Here is a 19,631-nt window from a genome sequence, read left to right as displayed (position 1 = left end):
GATTATGACCGTACGTATCCTGGCTGTGTGTGGCAATGGGCAAGGAAGCTCCATGATCATGAAAATGAAAGTGGACCAGTTTTTAACCCAGTCAAACATTGACCACACGGTGAACAGCTGCGCAGTGGGTGAATACAAAAGTGAACTGAACGGCGCGGACATCATCATCGCTTCAACGCACATTGCCGGCGAGATTAGCGTGTCGGGCAACAAATACGTGGTAGGCGTGCGCAACATGCTGTCGCCTGCGGATTTTGGGCCAAAACTGCTGGAAGTGATCAAAGAGCACTTCCCACAAGACGTGAAGTAAGGATGCCACATGAAACTACGTGATTCGCTGGCTGAGAATAACTCCATCCTTTTACAGGCCGAAGCCAGTACCTGGCAGGAAGCGGTGAAGCTGAGCGTGGACCTGCTGGTTAAGGCGGACGTTGTCGAGCCGCGTTATTACCAGGCCATCCTGGATGGCGTGGCGCAGCACGGCCCCTATTTTGTGATTGCCCCGGGGCTGGCAATGCCGCATGGCCGCCCGGAAGAGGGTGTCAAGAAAACCGGTTTTGCGCTGGTGACGCTGAAAACCCCGCTGGTGTTCAACCACGAAGATAACGACCCGGTCGACATTCTGATCACCATGGCAGCTGTCGATGCCAACACCCACCAGGAGGTGGGCATCATGCAGATCGTTAACCTGTTTGATGACGAAGCTAATTTTGACCGTTTACGTGCCTGCCGTACCGCGCAGGACGTGCTGGATTTAATTGATAACGCCACTGCGGCGGCCGTTTAAGAGGAATTGAAAATGTCATTACCAATGTTGCAGGTCGCGCTGGATAACCAGACGCTGTCTCACGCTTACGAAACCACCCGTCTGATTGCGGAAGAGGTGGACATCATCGAAGTCGGCACCATTCTGTGCGTGGGCGAAGGCGTTCATGCGGTTCGTGACCTGAAGGCGCTCTATCCGCATAAAATCGTGCTGGCGGATGCCAAAATTGCCGATGCGGGCAAAATTCTCTCTCGCATGTGCTTTGAAGCCAACGCCGACTGGGTCACCGTGATCTGCTGTGCAGATATCAACACTGCGAAAGGCGCGCTGGACGTGGCGAAAGAGTTCAACGGCGACGTGCAGATTGAACTGACCGGCTTCTGGACCTGGGAGCAGGCACAGGAGTGGCGCGAAGCGGGTATCCAGCAGGTGGTTTATCACCGCAGCCGTGATGCGCAGGCCGCAGGTGTGGCGTGGGGCGAAGCCGATATCAACGCGATCAAACGCCTGGCCGATATGGGCTTCAAAGTGACCGTGACCGGTGGTCTGGCGCTGGAAGATCTGCCGCTGTTCAAGGGTATTCCAATCCACGTCTTTATTGCCGGTCGTAGCATTCGCGATGCGGAATCTCCGGTGGAAGCTGCGCGTCAGTTTAAACGCTCAATCGCTCAGCTTTGGGGTTAAGGAGCGGGTATGTTGTCAAAACAGGTCCCGCTTGGCATCTATGAAAAGGCACTCCCTGCGGGGGAGTGCTGGCTGGAGCGGTTACAGCTGGCGAAGCAGCTGGGTTTCGATTTTGTCGAAATGTCGGTGGATGAGACGGACGAGCGTCTTTCTCGCCTGGACTGGCGCCGCGACCAGCGTCTGGCGCTGGTGAGCGCCATTGCCGAAACCGGCGTGCGCGTGCCGTCCATGTGCCTGAGCGCTCACCGTCGTTTTCCGCTTGGCAGCGAAGATGATGCCGTACGCGCCGAAGGGCTGGAGATCATGCGTAAAGCCATTCGCTTTGCACAGGATGTTGGCATCCGCGTGATCCAACTGGCGGGTTACGATGTTTACTATCAGGAAGCCAACGATGAGACGCGCCGTCGTTTCCGTGACGGCCTGAAAGAGAGCGTTGAGATGGCAAGCCGTGCGCAGGTGACGCTGGCGATGGAGATCATGGATTATCCATTGATGAACTCCATCAGCAAGGCGCTGGGCTACGCGCACTATCTGAACAATCCGTGGTTCCAGCTTTATCCGGATATCGGCAACCTGTCGGCATGGGATAACGACGTACAGATGGAGCTTCAGGCGGGCATCGGGCATATCGTGGCGGTGCACGTAAAAGATACCCGTCCCGGCGTGTTTAAAAACGTACCGTTCGGCACCGGGGTGGTGGATTTCGAACGGTGCTTCCAGACGCTTAAACAGACAGGTTATTGCGGACCTTACCTGATTGAGATGTGGAGCGAAACCGCGGACGACCCGGCGGCAGAAGTGGCGAAAGCCCGGGACTGGGTGCGCGAGCGCATGGCGCGGGCAGGCTTACTGGAGGCGGAACATGCTTAAGCTGAAACAGCAGGTCTTTGAGGCCAATATGGATCTCCCGTGCTATGGACTGGTGACGTTTACCTGGGGCAACGTAAGCGCCATCGATCGCGATCGGGGGCTGGTGGTGATTAAGCCGAGCGGCGTGGCCTATGACGCCATGAAAGTGGACGATATGGTGGTGGTTGACCTGGAAGGACACGTTGTTGAAGGCAAATGGCGTCCTTCTTCAGATACGGCAACCCATCTGGCGCTGTACCAGCGTTACCCGTCCCTGGGTGGTGTTGTGCATACCCATTCCACGCACGCCACCGCCTGGGCACAGGCCGGGCTGGCGATCCCTGCTTTGGGTACGACGCACGCGGACTACTTCTTCGGCGATATTCCCTGCACGCGGGCGTTAACGCAGGCTGAGGTCGAAGGCGAGTACGAACTTAACACCGGCAGGGTCATTATCGAAACGCTGGGTGAGACGGAACCACTGCATACGCCGGGTATTGTGGTGTTCCAGCATGGTCCATTCTCCTGGGGTAAAGATGCGCATGACGCCGTGCATAACGCGGTGGTGATGGAAGAGGTGGCTCGGATGGCGTGGATTGCGCGCGGCATTAACCCACAGCTTCAGGGCATTGATGATTATCTGATGAACAAGCATTTCATGCGTAAGCACGGCCCGAATGCTTATTACGGGCAGAAGTGAATAAGTGCTCTGGAATACCGAAACAGTTGTAACCGGTGGTATTCCGGAGCCATTCATAAAAAAAGCCCCCGGCAGGGGGCAATCATATATAGCTATGATTTTCGTTGGCTTTCCTGGTGCTGGCGATAAAGCGTTACTGGTAAATATCTGCACTGGCGCGCATATTGCCGTTGCTGCCGGGCTCACGTGTCAGTATGACGTGATAGTATTTTGCGCCCTGCGCATCGGTTTCTTCATTAAGCGCCTGATCTGCTTCACTTTCAGTGGCGAAGTTATGATTGATGTAAATAACGCCTAAGCTCTGCACATCATCCATGTTTCTGGCCTGTCGGCTGTCTATCTTGATGGCTGCCATCGCGTTTGCACTGAGCAAAAGCGCAGCCAAAATGGCGAATGCGATTCTTTTCATGATATGCGCTCCACGACTGCGTGCTGTGATATGGGGTAATGCTCTCCTTCTCTGCTTAAGGCTTCTGATTAAAGTGTAATCGCTACTCGGGTTGCGATGGGTGACCATTTCTGATGGTGTTGTTCAAAAAAACAGCGTTTCTGATAAGTGAGATTTTAAATCACCCACTTAGAACAGCTTTACCCTTTGTGCGAATTATTTGTGCAATCACCTTGTGTTTAGCGGGGCGCGCAAGTATTATGACGCGTCAATTTTTCAGCCGACCTTTAACACGTTCCTTGCCTCCCCGGGCCTCGGCTGACCCAGACAGGAGGCTGAATAATCCGTAAGGAGCAATTCGATGCGTCATTACGAAATCGTTTTTATGGTCCATCCTGACCAGAGCGAACAGGTTCCGGGTATGATCGAGCGTTACTCTGCTGCCATCACTGGTGCAGAAGGCACGATCCACCGTCTGGAAGACTGGGGCCGCCGTCAGCTGGCTTACCCAATCAACAAACTGCACAAAGCTCACTACGTTCTGATGAACGTTGAAGCGCCGCAGGAAGTGATTGATGAGCTGGAAACTACCTTCCGCTTCAACGATGCCGTTATCCGCAGCATGGTTATGCGTACCAAACACGCAGTGACCGAAGCATCTCCGATGGTTAAAGCGAAAGACGAGCGCCGTGAGCGTCGCGATGATTTCGCAAACGAAACCGCAGATGATTCTGATGCTGGGGATTCTGAAGAGTAATTTCTGATGACCAACCGTCTGGTGTTGTCCGGCACCGTGTGCAGGACCCCCCTTCGAAAGGTCAGCCCATCAGGAATTCCGCATTGCCAGTTCGTGCTTGAGCATCGTTCTGTGCAAGAGGAAGCCGGGTTTCACCGGCAGGCGTGGTGCCAAATGCCCGTTATCATTAGCGGACACGAAAACCAGGCCATTACTCACAGTTTAACGGTCGGTAGTGCAGTAATCGTTCAGGGGTTCATCTCTTGCCACAAGGCAAAGAACGGCCTGAGCAAAATGGTTCTGCATGCCGAGCAGATTGATTTGATAGATACTGGAGACTAGCCAAATGGCACGTTATTTCCGTCGTCGCAAGTTCTGCCGTTTCACCGCGGAAGGCGTTCAAGAGATCGACTATAAAGATATCGCAACGCTGAAAAACTACATCACCGAAAGCGGTAAGATTGTCCCAAGCCGTATCACCGGTACTCGTGCAAAATATCAGCGTCAGCTGGCTCGCGCTATCAAACGCGCTCGCTACCTGTCTCTGCTGCCGTACACTGATCGTCATCAGTAATCGGGCACGGTCCATTAATACGACTTTAAGAGGATAAGGTAATGCAAGTTATTCTGCTTGATAAAGTAGCAAACCTGGGCAGCCTGGGTGATCAGGTAAACGTTAAAGCGGGTTACGCTCGTAACTTCCTGGTACCACAGGGTAAAGCTGTTCCAGCTACTAAGAAAAACGTAGAGTTTTTCGAAGCACGTCGTGCTGAACTGGAAGCCAAACTGGCTGACGTTCTGGCGGCTGCTAACGCTCGCGCTGAAGCAATCAACGCACTGGGCACCGTTACCATCGCGTCTAAAGCTGGCGACGAAGGTAAACTGTTCGGTTCCATCGGTACCCGCGATATCGCTGATGCAGTCACTGCAGCAGGCGTTAAAGTGGCTAAGAGCGAAGTTCGCATGCCGAACGGCGTTCTGCGTACCACTGGTGAGCACGAAGTTGACTTCCAGGTTCACAGCGAAGTGTTCGCTAAACTGGTTGTTAACGTAGTAGCTGAGTAATTTTTTACTCTGCTCACGTCGAAGCGCCGGCCTTGTGCCGGCGTTTTGCTTTTTAGCGTGACCCTACGTCATGTTTTGCGATTGTAAGGTCGCTATTCCTGATGCATTCTCTGATAATAAATTGAAACGCAATTTTATTTATGAGATTTGTCATGGATACCGCTCTGCCCACGCCCGTCTTTGCCCGTCGAAATGTGGCCTATGCCTGCGCCACGCTCTGCTGTCTGCTTTGGGGAAGCTCATACCCGGCCATTAAAAGCGGCTACGAACTCTTCCAGATCGCGACCGATGATATTCCGTCCAAAGTCGTCTTTGCCGGATACCGTTTTCTGTTTGCCGGTGCGTTGCTGCTGCTCTTTGCCCTGGCCCAGCGTAAACCGATTGCCAGGCTCACACCCACGCAGTTTGGTCAGCTCACGATCCTCGGGCTGACCCAGACCACCATCCAGTACACCTTCTTTTATATCGGCCTTGCTTACACCACCGGGGTGAACGGTTCGATCATGAATGCCACCGGGACCTTCTTCAGCGTGCTGCTGGCGCACTTTATCTACCACAACGACAAACTCAGCTATAACAAAACGCTGGGCTGTGTTCTGGGCTTTACCGGCGTGATGCTGGTGAACTTCCACGGCGGGTTAAGTGATTTCCAGTTTGTCTGGCAAGGTGACGGATTTGTGGTGCTGGCGGCCTTTATTCTCTCTGCGGCTACGCTTTACGGGAAACGCATTTCCCAGACCGTTGACCCGACGGTGATGACGGGATGGCAGCTGGCGATAGGCGGGGCGGCACTGGTTGTGGGAGGCTATGCCACAGGCGGGGCGCTGGAGGTGCACAGCATGAAGGCCGTCGCCGTGCTGGGGTATCTGACGCTGCTCTCATCCGTGGCGTTCGCCCTGTGGAGCGCGCTGCTGAAAGTGAACCGCGTGAGTATGATTGCCCCGTTCAACTTTGTCATACCTGTAGCAGGAACAGTGCTCTCCGCCATATTCCTCGGCGAAGACATTCTGGACATCAAATACGCGATTGCGCTGGTGCTGGTCTGCTCGGGGATCTGGTGGGTGAATAAACGTCGTGCCTGAGAACAAAAGTGCCGGGTGGCGGCATCGCCTTACCCGGCCTGGGCCATTAACGTGCTCTGATGAAACTGCCGTCCGGCTGGCGGGTAAACAGTACCTGCTGCCCGTTTCCGGTATCGATCGTTAACCCGGTTACCACCCCGCTGGCATTCTGGCGGATCTGCACCATCTGACCATTTTGCAGGTTGCTGAGCGGTTTGCCTGCCCCCTCGACTTGCGCCATGGCATACACATCCGTTGCTGGCAGATTGTGGTCGCGGAACAGCTGGGCAAGAGTTTTCCCAGGCTCTACGCGATACGAACGCCACTGCTGCTCAATGCCGGTGGGCTGTTGCGCCTGTGGCTCTGAAGGGGCGGCGGCCTGCTCCTGATCTTCCTGAACCGGTTCAGGTTCAACCGGCGCAACCTGGCCCGGATCGTTAGACGGTGTGACCAGCTGCGTCTGCATCGGCTGTGAATCAGGCTGCGGCTGGCTTTGCGACTGGATATCCAGCTCAGCATTCCGGCTGACCGGCGCGGTATCAACGTTGTCACTGCCGGAAGGAAGCAGGAAGCCGATGACGATCAGCAACGCGCCGATAATAATGCCTCTGCGGTGCAAAGGCGGCAGCGGGTCCATGATGCGAAAGTTATCCGGCGCATGCCAGATTTTCGCCAGGGTAGGTTTCAGTTCAAATCGCCCGGGCATGGCTCTCCTCCTGCTCCGCGTCTTTTTATCCTGTCCTGAGAAGTGTAGTTTGCTAACTGCCTGATGGGCGTAACAAAGCCAGCTTTCGTGACATATATTAGGGAAAATCCTGACGGCTACTATTGTTTCCGTTTCGTCGCAGTTTGTCACCTTTACTTAAGACAAAGTTTTACCCATAAGGGCATGGCTGATATGCTGCCCGCTACTTTAAATGTGATGGAAGGAAAACCCATGACCACCCCGACTTTTGACACTATCGAAGCGCAGGCAAGCTACGGCATCGGCTTGCAGGTAGGACAGCAGCTGAGCGAATCCGGCCTGGAAGGTCTGTTACCGGAAGCGCTGGTGGCGGGTATCGCTGACGCGCTGGAAGGCAAGCAGCCCGCTGTGCCGGTTGACGTTGTGCACCGTGCGCTGCGTGAAATCCACGAACGTGCTGACACTGTACGTCGCGCGCGTTTCGAAGAGATGGCGGCAGAAGGCGTGAAATATCTGGAAGAGAACCGTGAGCGTGAAGGCGTGAACAGCACCGAGTCCGGCTTGCAGTTCCGCGTAATCAATCAGGGTGATGGCGCAATCCCGGCGCGTACCGACCACGTTCGCGTACACTACACCGGTAAGCTGATCGACGGCACCGTGTTCGACAGCTCCGTCGCGCGTGGCGAACCGGCTGAATTCCCGGTCAACGGCGTGATTGCAGGCTGGATCGAAGCCCTGACCCTGATGCCAGTAGGTTCAAAATGGGAACTGACTATCCCGCACAACCTGGCATACGGCGAGCGTGGCGCTGGCGCGTCCATTCCGCCATTCAGCACCCTGGTGTTTGAAGTCGAACTGCTGGAAATCCTGTAATCGGTTTTTCTTATTTTCCTCTCTCCGATCGGGGAGAGGAAAATAGCGAAAAAACCTGGAGTTACGACGGAATCAACATTTTGTATTGCAAACGAAACTGTTACGTGTATTTTTGTGAGCTGTTTCGCGCTGTATGAGTGATATGACACTCACTTTCAACATATTATTAACATAATATTCAAATCATAGTATTCATCCCGCCGATTCTTACCTACTATCGATAAGCCCTTACAAAGGGACCGTCATTTATTTGGCGTATTTAAAGGCCAGAAGAGCCTTAACAACACAGACAGGCATAAACAGGAAAATATCACATGGTAGATCAGGTCAAAGTCGCCGCCGCAGAAGAGGCGACGTCTGAACAGTCGCTACGGCGAAATCTCACGAACCGTCACATTCAGCTCATTGCCATTGGCGGCGCCATCGGCACAGGGCTGTTTATGGGCTCGGGCAAAACTATCAGTCTTGCAGGCCCGTCGATCATCTTCGTTTATATGATCATCGGTTTTATGCTCTTTTTCGTGATGCGTGCAATGGGTGAATTGCTGCTCTCGAACCTCGAATACAAATCCTTCAGCGACTTCGCGTCAGACCTGCTTGGCCCGTGGGCGGGCTATTTTACCGGCTGGACCTACTGGTTCTGCTGGGTGGTTACCGGCATGGCGGATGTTGTCGCTATTACGGCCTACGCCCAATTCTGGTTCCCCGGCCTGTCGGACTGGGTGGCCTCGCTGGCGGTGATTGTCCTGCTGCTGAGCCTCAACCTCGCGACCGTTAAAATGTTCGGTGAGATGGAGTTCTGGTTCGCGATGATCAAAATCGTCGCCATCATCGCGCTGATTGTCGTCGGGCTGGTAATGGTGCTGACGCACTTCCAGTCGCCAACTGGCGTTCAGGCCTCGTTTGCCCATCTGTGGAATGATGGCGGCTGGTTCCCGAAAGGCATCAGCGGCTTCTTCGCCGGTTTCCAGATTGCGGTGTTCGCGTTTGTCGGGATTGAGCTGGTGGGAACTACGGCGGCGGAAACTAAAGATCCGGAGAAATCCCTGCCGCGCGCGATCAACTCCATTCCGCTGCGTATCATCATGTTCTACGTGTTCGCGCTGATCATCATTATGTCCGTGACGCCATGGAGCTCAGTAGTGCCAACCAAGAGCCCGTTCGTCGAGCTGTTCGTTCTGGTGGGGCTGCCTGCTGCCGCGAGCCTGATTAACTTCGTGGTGCTGACCTCTGCGGCCTCTTCCGCGAACAGCGGCGTCTTCTCCACCAGCCGTATGCTGTTTGGTCTGGCGCAGGAGGGCGTTGCCCCGAGCGCGTTCGCCAAACTGTCTAAACGTGCGGTACCGGCGAAAGGGCTGACCTTCTCCTGCATCTGTCTGCTGGGCGGTGTGGTGATGCTCTACGTTAACCCGAGCGTAATCGGCGCGTTCACCATGATCACCACGGTGTCGGCGATCCTGTTTATGTTCGTCTGGACCATCATCCTCTGCTCATACCTGGTGTACCGCAAACAGCGTCCACATCTGCATGAGAAGTCGATCTACAAGATGCCACTGGGCAAGCTGATGTGCTGGGTGTGCATGGCGTTCTTCGTCTTCGTGCTGGTGCTACTGACGCTGGAAGAAGATACCCGTCAGGCGCTCATCGTCACGCCGCTGTGGTTTATCGCGCTGGGGCTGGGCTGGCTGTTTATCGGTAAGAAACGGATGGCAGGCATGCGTTAAGCATGTTGCCGGGTGGCGCTGACGCTTACCCGGCCTACGTTCGAGGACGTTGTAGGCCCGGTAAGCGCTAGCGCCACCGGGCTTTTTTATCTACCCGATAATGCACGCGGGAACAGAACGTTATTCTCAAGACTGATGTGTTCCATCAGATCGTCGATCATCTCGTTGATGCCGTTGTACATCGCTTTCCAGGTGGTGCACGCCTCTGGTGGTGGTGTGACATTGTGGGTGGTGTGTTTGATCACTTCCAGCAGTTCGCCGGCGTCATCATGTTCGCTTTCCATCACGCTGATTGGCCCCATTGCCTGGCTGCCCATGCCCTGTTTGATCATCGGGAAGAGGATCTGCTCCTCTTTCATCATGTGGCTGGATAGTTCTTCGTGCAGCATGGTCAGGTATTTCGCCAGGCCGCGCGGTACGGAAGGTTTATCGGCGTGAACGCGCTCAACTTTGGTGGCCTGTAAAATCAGCTCCGGCAGCTGTTCGCGGTGACGGTCGTGATAACGCACAATGATATGGTCGATGATTTCAGCCAGCGGCGCGGTGCGCCAGTCTTTGTCGACAGGCTGTTCTGCCAGCTTAGCCAGCTCCGCTTCGATAGCTTCTACATCCAGCTCTTTACGCGACGCTGCGCGCGCCAGCGTTTGCTTACCGCCGCAGCAGTAATCCATATCGTATTTACGGAACAGCGCTGAAGCGCGAGGGATGGAGAGCGCCAGCTCGCCTAAGGGTTGGTCGCGGAAGGCCATAGCAGTTACCTCATCATCAGGAATATAAGATGCATTTTAAATGCATCTTTATGTGGATACTATAACCCTTTAGAGGCAAGGGTAAAAATGAGAAGGGGATCACAAAAAAAACGTGCTTTTAACTTGCTGATTGAATGCAGAAAAGGGCTTTCGAAAGTTTTTAAAGGTGGAGAAACAGTAAACAACCTGCCGCGCGTGCCGATAGATACAGGTCAGACAATACCTGTATATAAAAAAGGCAACGCATGTTTAAACGTATAAAAGTCATTACTCTTTTGATTTCGGTGCTGCTTGTGCTCGGCATCATGCAACTGATCTCCGCCGGCATTTTCATTAATGCGCTCAATAACGACAAAGAGAACTTCACCGTTTCTCAGCTTTCCAGCCAGAACGTCGCGGAGTTTACCGACGCCTGGATCAGCCTGAATCAGGCGCGTGTCACCCTTAACCGCGGCATGCTGCGTCTGCAAAGCAGCATGGCGTCGCAGATTAATGGCGGGCAGCTGAACGAGCTGGTCAATACCGCGAAAAACCTGCTGGCTGATGCCCAGACACATTACGATAAATATTACGCGCTGCCGGAAACGCCGGGTATGGACGAGCACCTGGCCGACAGGCTGGAAGAGCACTACCGCATCTACTCCGCCACGCTGACGCAAATGAACGTTCTGCTGGGGCAGGGCAATCTGGAAGATATGTTCAAACAAAATGCCGAACAGAAGCAGACCGCGATGCAAAAGGTCTATCGCGAATGGCGCGAGGCGCAGGCCGCGCTCACCGACAAAGGCATCAAAGACAATGAAAGCGACTACAAACGCATTCTGTGGATCCTCTCTGCGGTGATGCTGCTGGTGATCGCGGTGATTATTTCCAGCTGGATTGCGATGCGCCGCGTGCTGCTGCTGCCGCTGGAAGAGGTGATCAGCCATATCCGCGCCATTGCGGCAGGGGATTTAACCCAGCCGATTCAGGCTGAGGGTAAAAATGAAATGGCGATCCTGGCGCGCAACGTTCAGGAGATGCAGACTGCGCTGGCCAACACGGTGGGCGTGGTGCGTGAAGGCGCAGATACCATCTACACCGGCGCGGGTGAAATCTCGGCGGGCAGCAACGATCTCTCGTCTCGCACAGAGCAGCAGGCCGCTTCTCTGGAAGAGACGGCAGCCAGCATGGAACAGTTAACCGCCACCGTGAAGCAAAACGCCGATAACGCGCGTCAGGCTTCTCGTCTGGCGCTGGACGCCTCCTCCACCGCGAAGAAGGGCGGAAATGTGGTAGAAGGCGTGGTGCGCACCATGGACGAAATCGCCACCAGTTCCAGCAAAATTGCGCAAATTACCAACGTAATCGATGGCATTGCCTTCCAGACCAATATTCTGGCGCTGAACGCGGCGGTAGAAGCGGCGCGTGCGGGCGAGCAGGGGCGTGGCTTCGCGGTTGTCGCGGGTGAGGTGCGTACCCTTGCCCAGCGCAGCGCTCAGGCGGCGAAAGAGATCAAAGCCCTGATCGATGATTCCGGCGAGCGCGTTAACGCGGGCTCTCAGCTGGTAAATGAAGCGGGCGCGACGATGGCAGAGATCGTTAATGCAGTTACGCGCGTGACGGACATCATGGGTGAGATTGCGTCGGCCTCCGACGAACAGAGCCGCGGTATCGACCAGGTGGGCCAGGCGGTGGCGGAGATGGATCGCGTTACCCAGCAGAACGCCTCGCTGGTGGAGGAGTCTGCGGCGGCGGCGGCGGCGCTGGAAGATCAGGCCGCGCGCCTGAACGACGCGGTGGCGGTGTTTAAGATCACCCGTAACCAGGCGGTGAAAGCCGCGCCGGTAAAGACCTATGCACCTAAAGCGCAGCCCGTAGCGGCGTCTGAAGCGAACTGGGAAACGTTCTGATACTGTGCCGGGTGGCGCTGACGCTTATCCGGCCTACGGTTTTGTAGGCCCTGCAAGCTAAGCGCCGCTGGTCGAAAAGCTCACCCCTCCGACGCCGGAACGACCATCGGTTTTTCCGGCTTCGCTCTCACCGCAATCACCACCCCAACGACCAGCAGCGCGATCCCGCAGGCCGTTAGCAGCGGCGGCACGCTCTGGCGCATCAGGAAGGTATAGAGCAGCCCGGCCAGCGTTTCAAAGACAATCAGCGGCCCCAGTATCACCGTCGGCAGCTTCTGGCTGGCAATGTTCCAGCACAGCGCGCCAACCCACGAACAGAGCACGGCAATGGCGACCATTAACCCGACGAATACCCACGGGCGCGGTCCGAAGGGCAGGGCGAAATCCGGATGCTGGCTACCCAGCCAGATACATGCACCCACATAGCCCAGCAACGAGACAGGAAGCGTGACCAGCGCCTGCGCCGTCGCCCACATCATCGGATGCTTATCCGGGTTTTCCCGCAGCCAGCGTGCGTTGCGCAGGGCATACCAGGCCCAGCAGACAACCGAAATAACCGCCAGAAAGATCCCAGAACCGTAACGCCACAAGCTGAAGTTTTCGAGGCCGTGGCGTAGCTCGGCAATATTCACGCACACCAGCCCCACGGCGATGCATACCAGCGCAGGCACCATCTTTGACCACGCCAGTTTCCCGTCTCGCTGGCTATAAAGCAGGTTTGCGAAAACCGGAATGACCACCGGCAGCGTGCCGATAATCATGGTCGACACCGGCGCACCGGTACGCTGAATGGCGCTCGCCAGGCAGACGTAGTAGATAAGATTACCCATCATGGTCAGCCACAGCGCGGTGAGCCAGTCCTGGCGACTCAGCTGGCGCAGACGCGCACGCCCCAGCCATGCCAGCGGCACGGCAATAAGCCCCAGCGCCAGATAGCGTCCGGTCGACTGCAATATTGCCGGGTACTCCGGCACAATCAGCGGGCCGACGAAAATCAGCCCCCACATCAACCCTGCAAGCAGGGCATACAACACGCCGCTAATCATCTTTTCGTCCACAGTAATACATGTTGTAGCCAGTGTAGGAGGCACAGATGCACGCGTATTGTATGAGGTTGCGCATTAGCGCGGCGAAACCTGCTTCTGGTAGCGCACGGGCGTAATGCCGTAGCGGCGGGTAAAGGCGCGGGTCAGGTGAGACTGATCGGTCAGCCCCGTTGCGGCGGCCACCTCGGCGGCAGGCATGCCGTGGGTGAGGAATGCTTTGGCGCGCCACAGCCGGATGGCCATCAGCATCTGGTGTGGGGTGACGTAAAAATGGGCCTTAAACTGGCGCTGGAAATGGTACGGGCTGAGCGACACGACGCTCGCCAGTTCGTCCAGGGTGAGCGCGCGCATATAGTTGTCGTGCAGATAGTCGCGAACGCGCTCGAAGCGGTGCGCGCCCTCCCGGGCTACCGGCGCGTGACGGGCCAGCGGCTGGAACGTCTCAATCAGATCCAGCAGCAACCCTTTTTGTGCCAGCGCATCGTTCGTATGCCAAAGGCCGTAAATCAGCTGGCCAATTTGCTGCGAGCGCAGCGGGTCGTGGCGGGTCACGTCGCTAAACCACCAGTGGCGAAGGCCGGTGACTTCTTCCAGCAGGTCGGGTTCGATATAGACCATCCGGTAGCGCCAGCCGCCTTCGGTGGCGGATTCGCCGGTGTGGATCTCGTCCGGGTTCATGGTCACGACCGATTTTTCAGCGGCTAAGTGTTGGGTTCCGCGGTAACGGAAGCGTTCGGCGCCGGTTTCAATGGTGCCGATACCGAAGGCTTCATGCGTGTGAGGCTCAAAGGCGTAGTCAGCAATATGCGCGTGATATAGCTCCAGACCCGGCAACTGCGCCAGATGGCGAAAGCGCGCGCTGTCTCTCTCATCAGTAAACTGTTCCGGTACGCCTTGCACGGTGAGCCTCCTTGTGGGTCATCGCTTCATTATCCGAGATGACCCGAAGGGATGCCACAAAAAATAACCAATTCTTAACAATTACAGAATGGCTTTGATGCTCTCCGCCAGCGGCGTGGTCGGACGGCCAATCAGTTTGCTCAGGGTACGGCTGTCGTCAAACAGGCCGCCTTTGGACGCGCCGGTATCGGAATCCGCCAGCATCTCCGCCAGCCCGGCAGGCAGACCAACGCCTTTCAGTGCAGCGGCATAATCGGCTTCGCTGAGGTTCTGATACGTTACCGGCTTACCGCTCTGCTTGCTCAGCTCCGCAGCCAGTTCGCTCAGCGTCCAGGCATTGTCACCTGCCAGTTCATACACCTTGCCGGCGTGACCCTCTTCAGAAATCACTTTTGCCGCAGCTGCCGCGTAATCCGCACGGGTCGCAGAGGCAATTTTGCCTTCGCCTGCGGCACCTATAAATACGCCGTGTTCCAGCGCTGGCGGCGCGCTTGCCAGATAGTTTTCGGTGTACCAGCCGTTGCGCAGCAGGGCGTAAGGCACGCCTGAAGCCGCCAGTGCATTTTCGGTTTCGACGTGCTCAACGTGCAGACCCAGCGGGGAGGTATCCGCATGCAGCAGGCTGGTGTAGGCGATAAGTTTCACCCCGGCGGCTTTGGCGGCGTTAATCACGTTCTGATGCTGTGCGGCGCGCTGGCCCACTTCGCTGGAGGAGATAAGCAGCAGCTTATCCACGCCGTTCAGGGCGGTGGTGAACGCGGCCTGGTCGGTATAGTCCGCCTGACGTACCACAATTCCCCGCTGGCTTAAGGCGTCGGCTTTTGCCGGGTTACGCACAATAGCCACGATCTGGCTGGCCGGAACGGTTTTCAGCAGTTCTTCAATAACGTGTTGGCCAAGCTGGCCGGTTGCGCCGGTAATCGCGATCATGATGAATCTCCTTCGTGTTTGTCTGGTGTTGTGGCACACTATCACCATAACTAACTTTTAGTAAGTACGCACAAAAAGGTAAGTATGAAAACACCGATACCGACGCTCAGCGAGCAAATGCGCGATGGCAATCTCTTCGCAGAACAGTGCCCGTCACGGGATGTGCTCAAACATGTTACCAGCCGCTGGGGCGTGCTGATCCTGGTGGCGTTACGTCAGGGGACGCATCGTTTTAGCGATCTGCGCCGCAAGCTGGGCGGTGTGAGCGAGAAGATGCTGGCCCAATCGCTTCAGGCGCTGGAGCAGGACGGGTTTGTCGATCGCGTTTCTTATCCGGTTGTGCCGCCGCACGTGGAATACAGCCTGACGCCGATGGGGCTGGAGGTGAGCGAGAAGGTGGCCGCGCTGGCTGACTGGATTGAGGTGAATACGCCGAAGGTGATGGCGAATCGGGACGATCGTGCGGCATGAAATGCCGGGTGGCGGCTTCGCCTTACCCGGCCTACCCGCAATCCTCGATCCCGTAGGCCGGGTAAGCGCAAGCGCCACCCGGCACAATCATCGCTACCTGCTCAAATCCACCTGATAAATCGCGAACCCAATATCATCCGTAGCGACCTGTTTCATCGGATACTGCGCCTTATCCTTGATAAACGCGGCTGCTTTATCGGACGGTGATGTCTCAAAGCGAATATCCAGCGTCGTGTCGCTGTGGATCGGCGCCAGACGCCAGTTGTTATCCACCGCCGGATGAATTTCACCCGCTTTTTTCGACTCCGCGCTAATCCACGCCGCCAGCACCGAACGGTTCTCATCCGGCGAGGCAAAGGCGATGTGGCTGTCACCCGTACCGGCAAACTTACCGCCATAGGCGCGGTAGTTGTTGGTCACCACCAGGAAAGAGGCATTCGGATCAATCACTTTGCCGTTGAAGGTCAGGTGTTTGATGCGTTCTGCCTGCGGATTAATGGCCTGACATTCGCCGTCATATTTCGCGGGCTGGGTTACATCAATCTGATATTCCACGCCGTCGATCACGTCGAAGTTGTAGGTGCGGAAACCGTCCCAGTTTATCAGCGACTGCGGTTTGCTGCTGTGCGGATCGATCTGGTTGAACTGTCCGGCAGAGCACTCCAGCCACTCCTTCACCTCTTTCCCGGTGGCTTTCACCACCACGAGGGTGTTGGGATAGAGGTAGAGATCGGCGGCATTACGGAAGGTCAGCTGGCCTTTTTCCACCTCAACGTAGCTGGCCGGATCGTTCTTACGCCCGCCCACTTTGAATGGCGCCGCGGCAGACAGTACCGGCAGATTGGCCAGATCCGGATCGCCCTGAATATAGTGCTCGGCATAGGCTTTCTGCGCCATGTTGACTACCTGCACGGTCGGGTCATCCTGTACCAGCGCGAGGAAGCTGTACATGTTATCAGCCGATTTACCGATCGGCTTGCTGACAAATTCACGCGTTGCGTCGTGGTCATGCTTCAGGACATCGACCAGCTTTTTATCTTCTTCGGCCAGGGATTTTTTTGCAGCGGCATCATAAATCGGACGCGCTTCCGCTTTCGACTGCGTGACTTTCCAGCTCCCGCTGTCGTTATTCAGCACCAGATCTACCACGCCAAGGTGGTCGCCCCACATGCCCGGCATCACCGATGGCACACCGTTGAGCGTCCCTTTTTCGATGTCCGCGCCTTTGATACTGGCGAAATCTTTGCCCGGGAAGACGGCGTGGGCGTGACCAAACAGGATCGCATCGACGCCCGGTACCTGGCTGAGGTAATACACGGAGTTCTCAGCCATCGCCTGATACGGGTCGGCCGAGAGGCCAGAGTGGGCCACAACGACCACCACATCTGCGCCTTTCGCCCGCATCTCCGGCACGTATTTGCGCGCCGTTTCGGTAATGTCGTTGACGGTTACTTTCCCGTCGAGGTTGGCTTTATCCCACGTCATGATCTGCGGCGGCACAAAGCCGATATAGCCGATTTTCAGCGTCTGTTTTTTACCGTCCTGGTCGACAACCTCGGTCTCTTTAATCAGGTAAGGGGTAAAGAGCGGCTTTTTCGTCTTAACGTCGATGATATTGGCATTAACGTACGGGAATTTTGCCCCTGCCAGCGCATCGTGCAGGTATTTCAGGCCGTAGTTAAATTCGTGGTTGCCCAGGTTGCCGACGGCATAGTCCAGCGTATTCATTGCCTTATAAACAGGATGGATCTCGCCTTTCTTCAGCCCCTTCGCCGCCATGTAGTCGCTGAGCGGGCTGCCCTGAATTAAGTCCCCGTTATCGACCAGCACGCTGTTTTTCACTTCACTGCGGGCGGCGTTGATCAAACTTGCCGTACGTACCAGTCCGAATTTTTCGACAGGCGTATCTTTGTAGTAATCGAAGTCCATCATGTTGCCGTGCAGATCGGTGGTTTCCAGAATGCGGAGATCCACCGTCGCTGCCTGAACGCTTGCCGCAATCAGCGTTGCCAGGAGCGTTGCGCTAAACTTAATCATCTGAGGAGTCCTTTTTTTGATCCAAGCCACAAAAGAGTATGTATGTAGTATTTGTTGCTTACAGAAGTGTGAATGCTGCCAGAAAAAAGAACGCTGAAACCAGAATTGCTTCACAGATAGCGGAATTGTTCACATTACGATATAACTAAAACAATAAGTTATGCCCACTGCGTTAACGAAGAGGTGGAGAATGTTAGATCAAATTTGTCAGCTCGCACGGGATGCGGGTGATGCCATTATGCAGGTGTACGACGGTGCGAAACCGATGGATGTTGTCAGCAAAGCGGACGACTCCCCGGTGACGGCGGCGGATATCGCGGCGCATACGGTGATCCTGAAAGGTTTGCAGACCCTGACGCCGGATATTCCGGTCCTTTCTGAAGAAGCGCCCCAGGGCTGGGACGAACGTCAGCACTGGCAGCGTTACTGGCTGGTGGACCCGCTGGACGGCACGAAAGAGTTCATCAAGCGTAACGGTGAATTTACCGTGAATATCGCCCTGATTGAAAAAGGAAAGGCGGTGCTTGGCGTGGTTTATGCCCCGGTGATGAAGGTGATGTACAGCGCGGCGGAAGGTAAAGCCTGGAAGGAAGAGTGCGGCGTGCGTAAGCAGATCCAGGTGCGAGATGCCCGTCCTCCGCTGGTGGTGATCAGCCGCTCGCACAGCGACAGCGAGCTGGAGGAGTACCTGCAACAGCTGGGGGAACACCAGACGACGTCGATCGGCTCGTCGCTGAAGTTCTGTCTGGTGGCGGAAGGGCAGGCGCAGTTGTACCCCCGTTTCGGGCCGACGAACGTCTGGGATACGGCGGCAGGGCATGCGGTGGCTGCGGCCGCTGGCGCGCATGTGCATGACTGGCAGGGTAAGCCACTGGACTACACCCCGCGCGAGTCATTCCTCAACCCTGGCTTCAGGGTGTCACTTTACTGAGCCAGTAGCTTATGCAGCAGGGCTACTACCTGCTGCACCTCATCCTGCGTCAGCGCGCCGTCCTTAACCCACTGTACGCGACCGTTTTTGTCCAGCACAACAATCGCTGAACTCTCTTCTTCCAGCTGCCACGCTTTACGCGTCACGCCGTTGCTGTCGACAATAAACTGCGACCAGGGATAGAGCTTCTTATTGCTCTCAAGGCTTGAGCGCACAAACATCCCGGAGCCGGGAATCGCGTCGTCGGTATTCACGATGGTGGTGGTCTGGTAGCGATCGTGCGGGAGTTTTGCGGCCTTGATCGCTTCCACGAGGGTGGCGTTTTTCTCTTTAGCGGATGTACGTCCGGCAATATGCTGTACAACTCTCACTTTGCCCGCAAGCTGCGCGCTATTCCAGGCTTTATAGCTAAACTTATCATTGTCGAGAATCAATTCTCCCCGGTCAGCAATGCCGACCGGCGGGACACGTTGTCCTTTTTCAATGTTGTGTGCGGAAGCCATCAGCGGCAGCAACAGGCAAGCTGCTGCCAGGAGGTTACGTAGGGTCATGGTGTTTCCTTATTGTGAGCAGGTGATCCGACCACTTGGTCATGCGCTTTTAATCATAAGTGCGATCAATGGGCTTTTCCCGCAATCCCGATGCCAGTTTGCGGGCGAACGCACATATCCACGCAAAAACGACGGCATATACTGCTCTGTATCACGCTTTGCAAAGATTATTCTGAATAATTGTAATCAAACGGTAAATAAACTTATGCACACTGGGTAAGTACGAGGTTCTGGTCTATAGTCATTGGGCATCAAAATTTGCGCTCAGGACAGTCGGGCCGATTGTGGCACCGCAAGGGCGTATGATTCGCAGGAGATACAAGAATGAAAATTTTCCAACGCTACAACCCGCTTCAGGTGGCGAAGTACGTGAAGATCCTGTTCCGTGGACGGTTGTATATCAAGGATGTTGGCGCTTTTGAGTTCGATAAGGGCAAAATCCTTATCCCGAAAGTGAAGGACAAACAGCACTTGTCTGTGATGTCCGAAGTCAACCGTCAGGTTATGCGTCTGCAAACTGAGATGGCTTAACCAACGTGCTATGCAGTAGTAGTTAAAAAGACGGCTCCCAATGGGAGCCGTTGATGTTTGTG

The 19,631-nt window shown here is 55.6% G+C and carries 24 protein-coding genes; 16 read left to right on the top strand and 8 right to left on the bottom strand.

Going from position 1 to position 19,631, the window contains the following annotated elements:
- Positions 1 to 4 precede the first annotated feature (4 nt).
- Genes ulaB through C3451_RS16105 form a run of 5 tightly spaced genes read left to right on the top strand, consistent with a single transcriptional unit; the run spans position 5 to position 2,999 of the window.
- Entirely contained in the window at positions 5 to 310 is a 306-nt protein-coding gene (gene ulaB, locus C3451_RS16125; protein WP_003856022.1) for a PTS ascorbate transporter subunit IIB, read from the top strand.
- 9 nt (positions 311 to 319) lie between these two features.
- Positions 320 to 787, top strand: coding sequence for a PTS ascorbate transporter subunit IIA (gene ulaC, locus C3451_RS16120; protein WP_003856024.1), 468 nt, complete (start codon positions 320 to 322; stop codon positions 785 to 787).
- A gap of 12 nt (positions 788 to 799) precedes the next feature.
- On the top strand, positions 800 to 1,450 hold the full coding sequence (gene ulaD / locus C3451_RS16115; protein WP_045621041.1) for a 3-keto-L-gulonate-6-phosphate decarboxylase UlaD: 651 nt from the start codon (positions 800 to 802) through the stop codon (positions 1,448 to 1,450).
- A 9-nt stretch (positions 1,451 to 1,459) separates the two neighbouring features.
- A complete protein-coding gene (locus tag C3451_RS16110) occupies positions 1,460 to 2,320 on the top strand; it encodes an L-ribulose-5-phosphate 3-epimerase (RefSeq protein WP_022646833.1) in 861 nt (286 codons plus the stop codon).
- A complete protein-coding gene (locus C3451_RS16105) occupies positions 2,313 to 2,999 on the top strand; it encodes an L-ribulose-5-phosphate 4-epimerase (protein WP_045621040.1) in 687 nt (228 codons plus the stop codon). Before C3451_RS16110 ends, C3451_RS16105 begins: the two co-directional genes overlap by 8 nt.
- 133 nt (positions 3,000 to 3,132) lie before the next feature.
- On the opposite strand, the gene yjfY is transcribed toward C3451_RS16105, so the two are convergent.
- Entirely contained in the window at positions 3,133 to 3,408 is a 276-nt protein-coding gene (gene yjfY, locus C3451_RS16100; RefSeq protein ID WP_023299144.1) for a DUF1471 family protein YjfY, read from the bottom strand.
- A 340-nt stretch (positions 3,409 to 3,748) separates the two neighbouring features.
- On the opposite strand from yjfY, the gene rpsF reads away from it, so the two are divergent.
- From rpsF to C3451_RS16075, 5 genes are all read left to right on the top strand, one after another.
- Positions 3,749 to 4,144 carry a 30S ribosomal protein S6 gene (gene rpsF, locus C3451_RS16095; RefSeq protein WP_003856034.1) on the top strand — a complete coding sequence of 132 codons (396 nt, stop codon included), beginning with the start codon at positions 3,749 to 3,751 and terminating at the stop codon, positions 4,142 to 4,144.
- Between the two features lie 6 nt (positions 4,145 to 4,150).
- Complete coding sequence (gene priB, locus C3451_RS16090; protein ID WP_022646836.1) at positions 4,151 to 4,465, top strand: primosomal replication protein N; 315 nt, start codon at positions 4,151 to 4,153, stop codon at positions 4,463 to 4,465.
- 4 nt (positions 4,466 to 4,469) lie between these two features.
- Complete coding sequence (gene rpsR / locus C3451_RS16085) at positions 4,470 to 4,697, top strand: 30S ribosomal protein S18 (protein ID WP_000135199.1); 228 nt, start codon at positions 4,470 to 4,472, stop codon at positions 4,695 to 4,697.
- Positions 4,698 to 4,738: 41 nt separating this feature from the next.
- Positions 4,739 to 5,188: a 50S ribosomal protein L9 gene (rplI, locus tag C3451_RS16080; RefSeq protein WP_006810372.1), complete on the top strand. Its 450-nt coding sequence runs from the start codon at positions 4,739 to 4,741 to the stop codon at positions 5,186 to 5,188.
- Positions 5,189 to 5,340: 152 nt separating this feature from the next.
- On the top strand, positions 5,341 to 6,270 hold the full coding sequence (locus C3451_RS16075) for a DMT family transporter (RefSeq protein WP_022646837.1): 930 nt from the start codon (positions 5,341 to 5,343) through the stop codon (positions 6,268 to 6,270).
- Between the two features lie 46 nt (positions 6,271 to 6,316).
- On the opposite strand, the gene C3451_RS16070 is transcribed toward C3451_RS16075, so the two are convergent.
- Complete coding sequence (locus tag C3451_RS16070) at positions 6,317 to 6,955, bottom strand: OapA family protein (protein ID WP_015572481.1); 639 nt, start codon at positions 6,953 to 6,955, stop codon at positions 6,317 to 6,319.
- 231 nt (positions 6,956 to 7,186) lie between these two features.
- On the opposite strand from C3451_RS16070, the gene fklB reads away from it, so the two are divergent.
- Positions 7,187 to 7,807 (top strand): FKBP-type peptidyl-prolyl cis-trans isomerase, encoded by a 621-nt coding sequence (gene fklB / locus C3451_RS16065; protein WP_022646839.1) that lies wholly within the window; start codon positions 7,187 to 7,189, stop codon positions 7,805 to 7,807.
- Positions 7,808 to 8,121: 314 nt separating this feature from the next.
- Positions 8,122 to 9,531: a D-serine/D-alanine/glycine transporter gene (cycA, locus tag C3451_RS16060; protein WP_022646840.1), complete on the top strand. Its 1,410-nt coding sequence runs from the start codon at positions 8,122 to 8,124 to the stop codon at positions 9,529 to 9,531.
- An 86-nt stretch (positions 9,532 to 9,617) separates the two neighbouring features.
- Here cycA and ytfE read toward each other — a convergent pair whose 3' ends face one another.
- Positions 9,618 to 10,280, bottom strand: coding sequence for an iron-sulfur cluster repair protein YtfE (gene ytfE / locus C3451_RS16055; protein ID WP_022646841.1), 663 nt, complete (start codon positions 10,278 to 10,280; stop codon positions 9,618 to 9,620).
- 245 nt (positions 10,281 to 10,525) lie between these two features.
- On the opposite strand from ytfE, the gene C3451_RS16050 reads away from it, so the two are divergent.
- Positions 10,526 to 12,172, top strand: coding sequence for a methyl-accepting chemotaxis protein (locus C3451_RS16050; RefSeq protein WP_023299149.1), 1,647 nt, complete (start codon positions 10,526 to 10,528; stop codon positions 12,170 to 12,172).
- Between the two features lie 80 nt (positions 12,173 to 12,252).
- Here C3451_RS16050 and C3451_RS16045 read toward each other — a convergent pair whose 3' ends face one another.
- From C3451_RS16045 to C3451_RS16035, 3 genes are all read right to left on the bottom strand, one after another.
- A complete protein-coding gene (locus C3451_RS16045; RefSeq protein WP_023305304.1) occupies positions 12,253 to 13,218 on the bottom strand; it encodes a DMT family transporter in 966 nt (321 codons plus the stop codon).
- A 75-nt stretch (positions 13,219 to 13,293) separates the two neighbouring features.
- The gene (locus C3451_RS16040) at positions 13,294 to 14,118 is read right to left on the bottom strand and encodes an AraC family transcriptional regulator (protein WP_045620975.1); all 825 of its coding nucleotides are present in this window, start codon (positions 14,116 to 14,118) and stop codon (positions 13,294 to 13,296) included.
- An 81-nt stretch (positions 14,119 to 14,199) separates the two neighbouring features.
- Positions 14,200 to 15,048, bottom strand: coding sequence for an SDR family oxidoreductase (locus C3451_RS16035; RefSeq protein ID WP_022646845.1), 849 nt, complete (start codon positions 15,046 to 15,048; stop codon positions 14,200 to 14,202).
- 84 nt (positions 15,049 to 15,132) lie between these two features.
- Between C3451_RS16035 and C3451_RS16030 the strand changes: the two genes are divergently transcribed.
- Positions 15,133 to 15,519: a helix-turn-helix domain-containing protein gene (locus tag C3451_RS16030; protein ID WP_045620974.1), complete on the top strand. Its 387-nt coding sequence runs from the start codon at positions 15,133 to 15,135 to the stop codon at positions 15,517 to 15,519.
- Positions 15,520 to 15,612: 93 nt separating this feature from the next.
- On the opposite strand, the gene C3451_RS16025 is transcribed toward C3451_RS16030, so the two are convergent.
- On the bottom strand, positions 15,613 to 17,556 hold the full coding sequence (locus C3451_RS16025; RefSeq protein ID WP_045620973.1) for a bifunctional 2',3'-cyclic-nucleotide 2'-phosphodiesterase/3'-nucleotidase: 1,944 nt from the start codon (positions 17,554 to 17,556) through the stop codon (positions 15,613 to 15,615).
- 190 nt (positions 17,557 to 17,746) lie between these two features.
- Between C3451_RS16025 and cysQ the strand changes: the two genes are divergently transcribed.
- Positions 17,747 to 18,487 carry a 3'(2'),5'-bisphosphate nucleotidase CysQ gene (gene cysQ, locus C3451_RS16020; RefSeq protein ID WP_022646848.1) on the top strand — a complete coding sequence of 247 codons (741 nt, stop codon included), beginning with the start codon at positions 17,747 to 17,749 and terminating at the stop codon, positions 18,485 to 18,487.
- Here cysQ and C3451_RS16015 read toward each other — a convergent pair.
- Positions 18,481 to 19,038, bottom strand: coding sequence for a YtfJ family protein (locus tag C3451_RS16015; RefSeq protein ID WP_045620972.1), 558 nt, complete (start codon positions 19,036 to 19,038; stop codon positions 18,481 to 18,483). The genes cysQ and C3451_RS16015 overlap by 7 nt on opposite strands.
- A gap of 324 nt (positions 19,039 to 19,362) precedes the next feature.
- Between C3451_RS16015 and C3451_RS16010 the strand changes: the two genes are divergently transcribed.
- The gene (locus tag C3451_RS16010) at positions 19,363 to 19,569 is read left to right on the top strand and encodes a DUF1107 domain-containing protein (protein ID WP_003856054.1); all 207 of its coding nucleotides are present in this window, start codon (positions 19,363 to 19,365) and stop codon (positions 19,567 to 19,569) included.
- The last annotated feature ends 62 nt before the right edge of the window (positions 19,570 to 19,631 follow it).

Source organism: Enterobacter sp. 301B (genome assembly GCF_003850715.1).
In the GTDB taxonomy this organism is placed as follows: domain Bacteria; phylum Pseudomonadota; class Gammaproteobacteria; order Enterobacterales; family Enterobacteriaceae; genus Enterobacter; species Enterobacter intestinihominis.
Note: the sequence above shows the minus strand (reverse complement) of the source record. Positions and strands in the feature narration are given on the sequence as shown.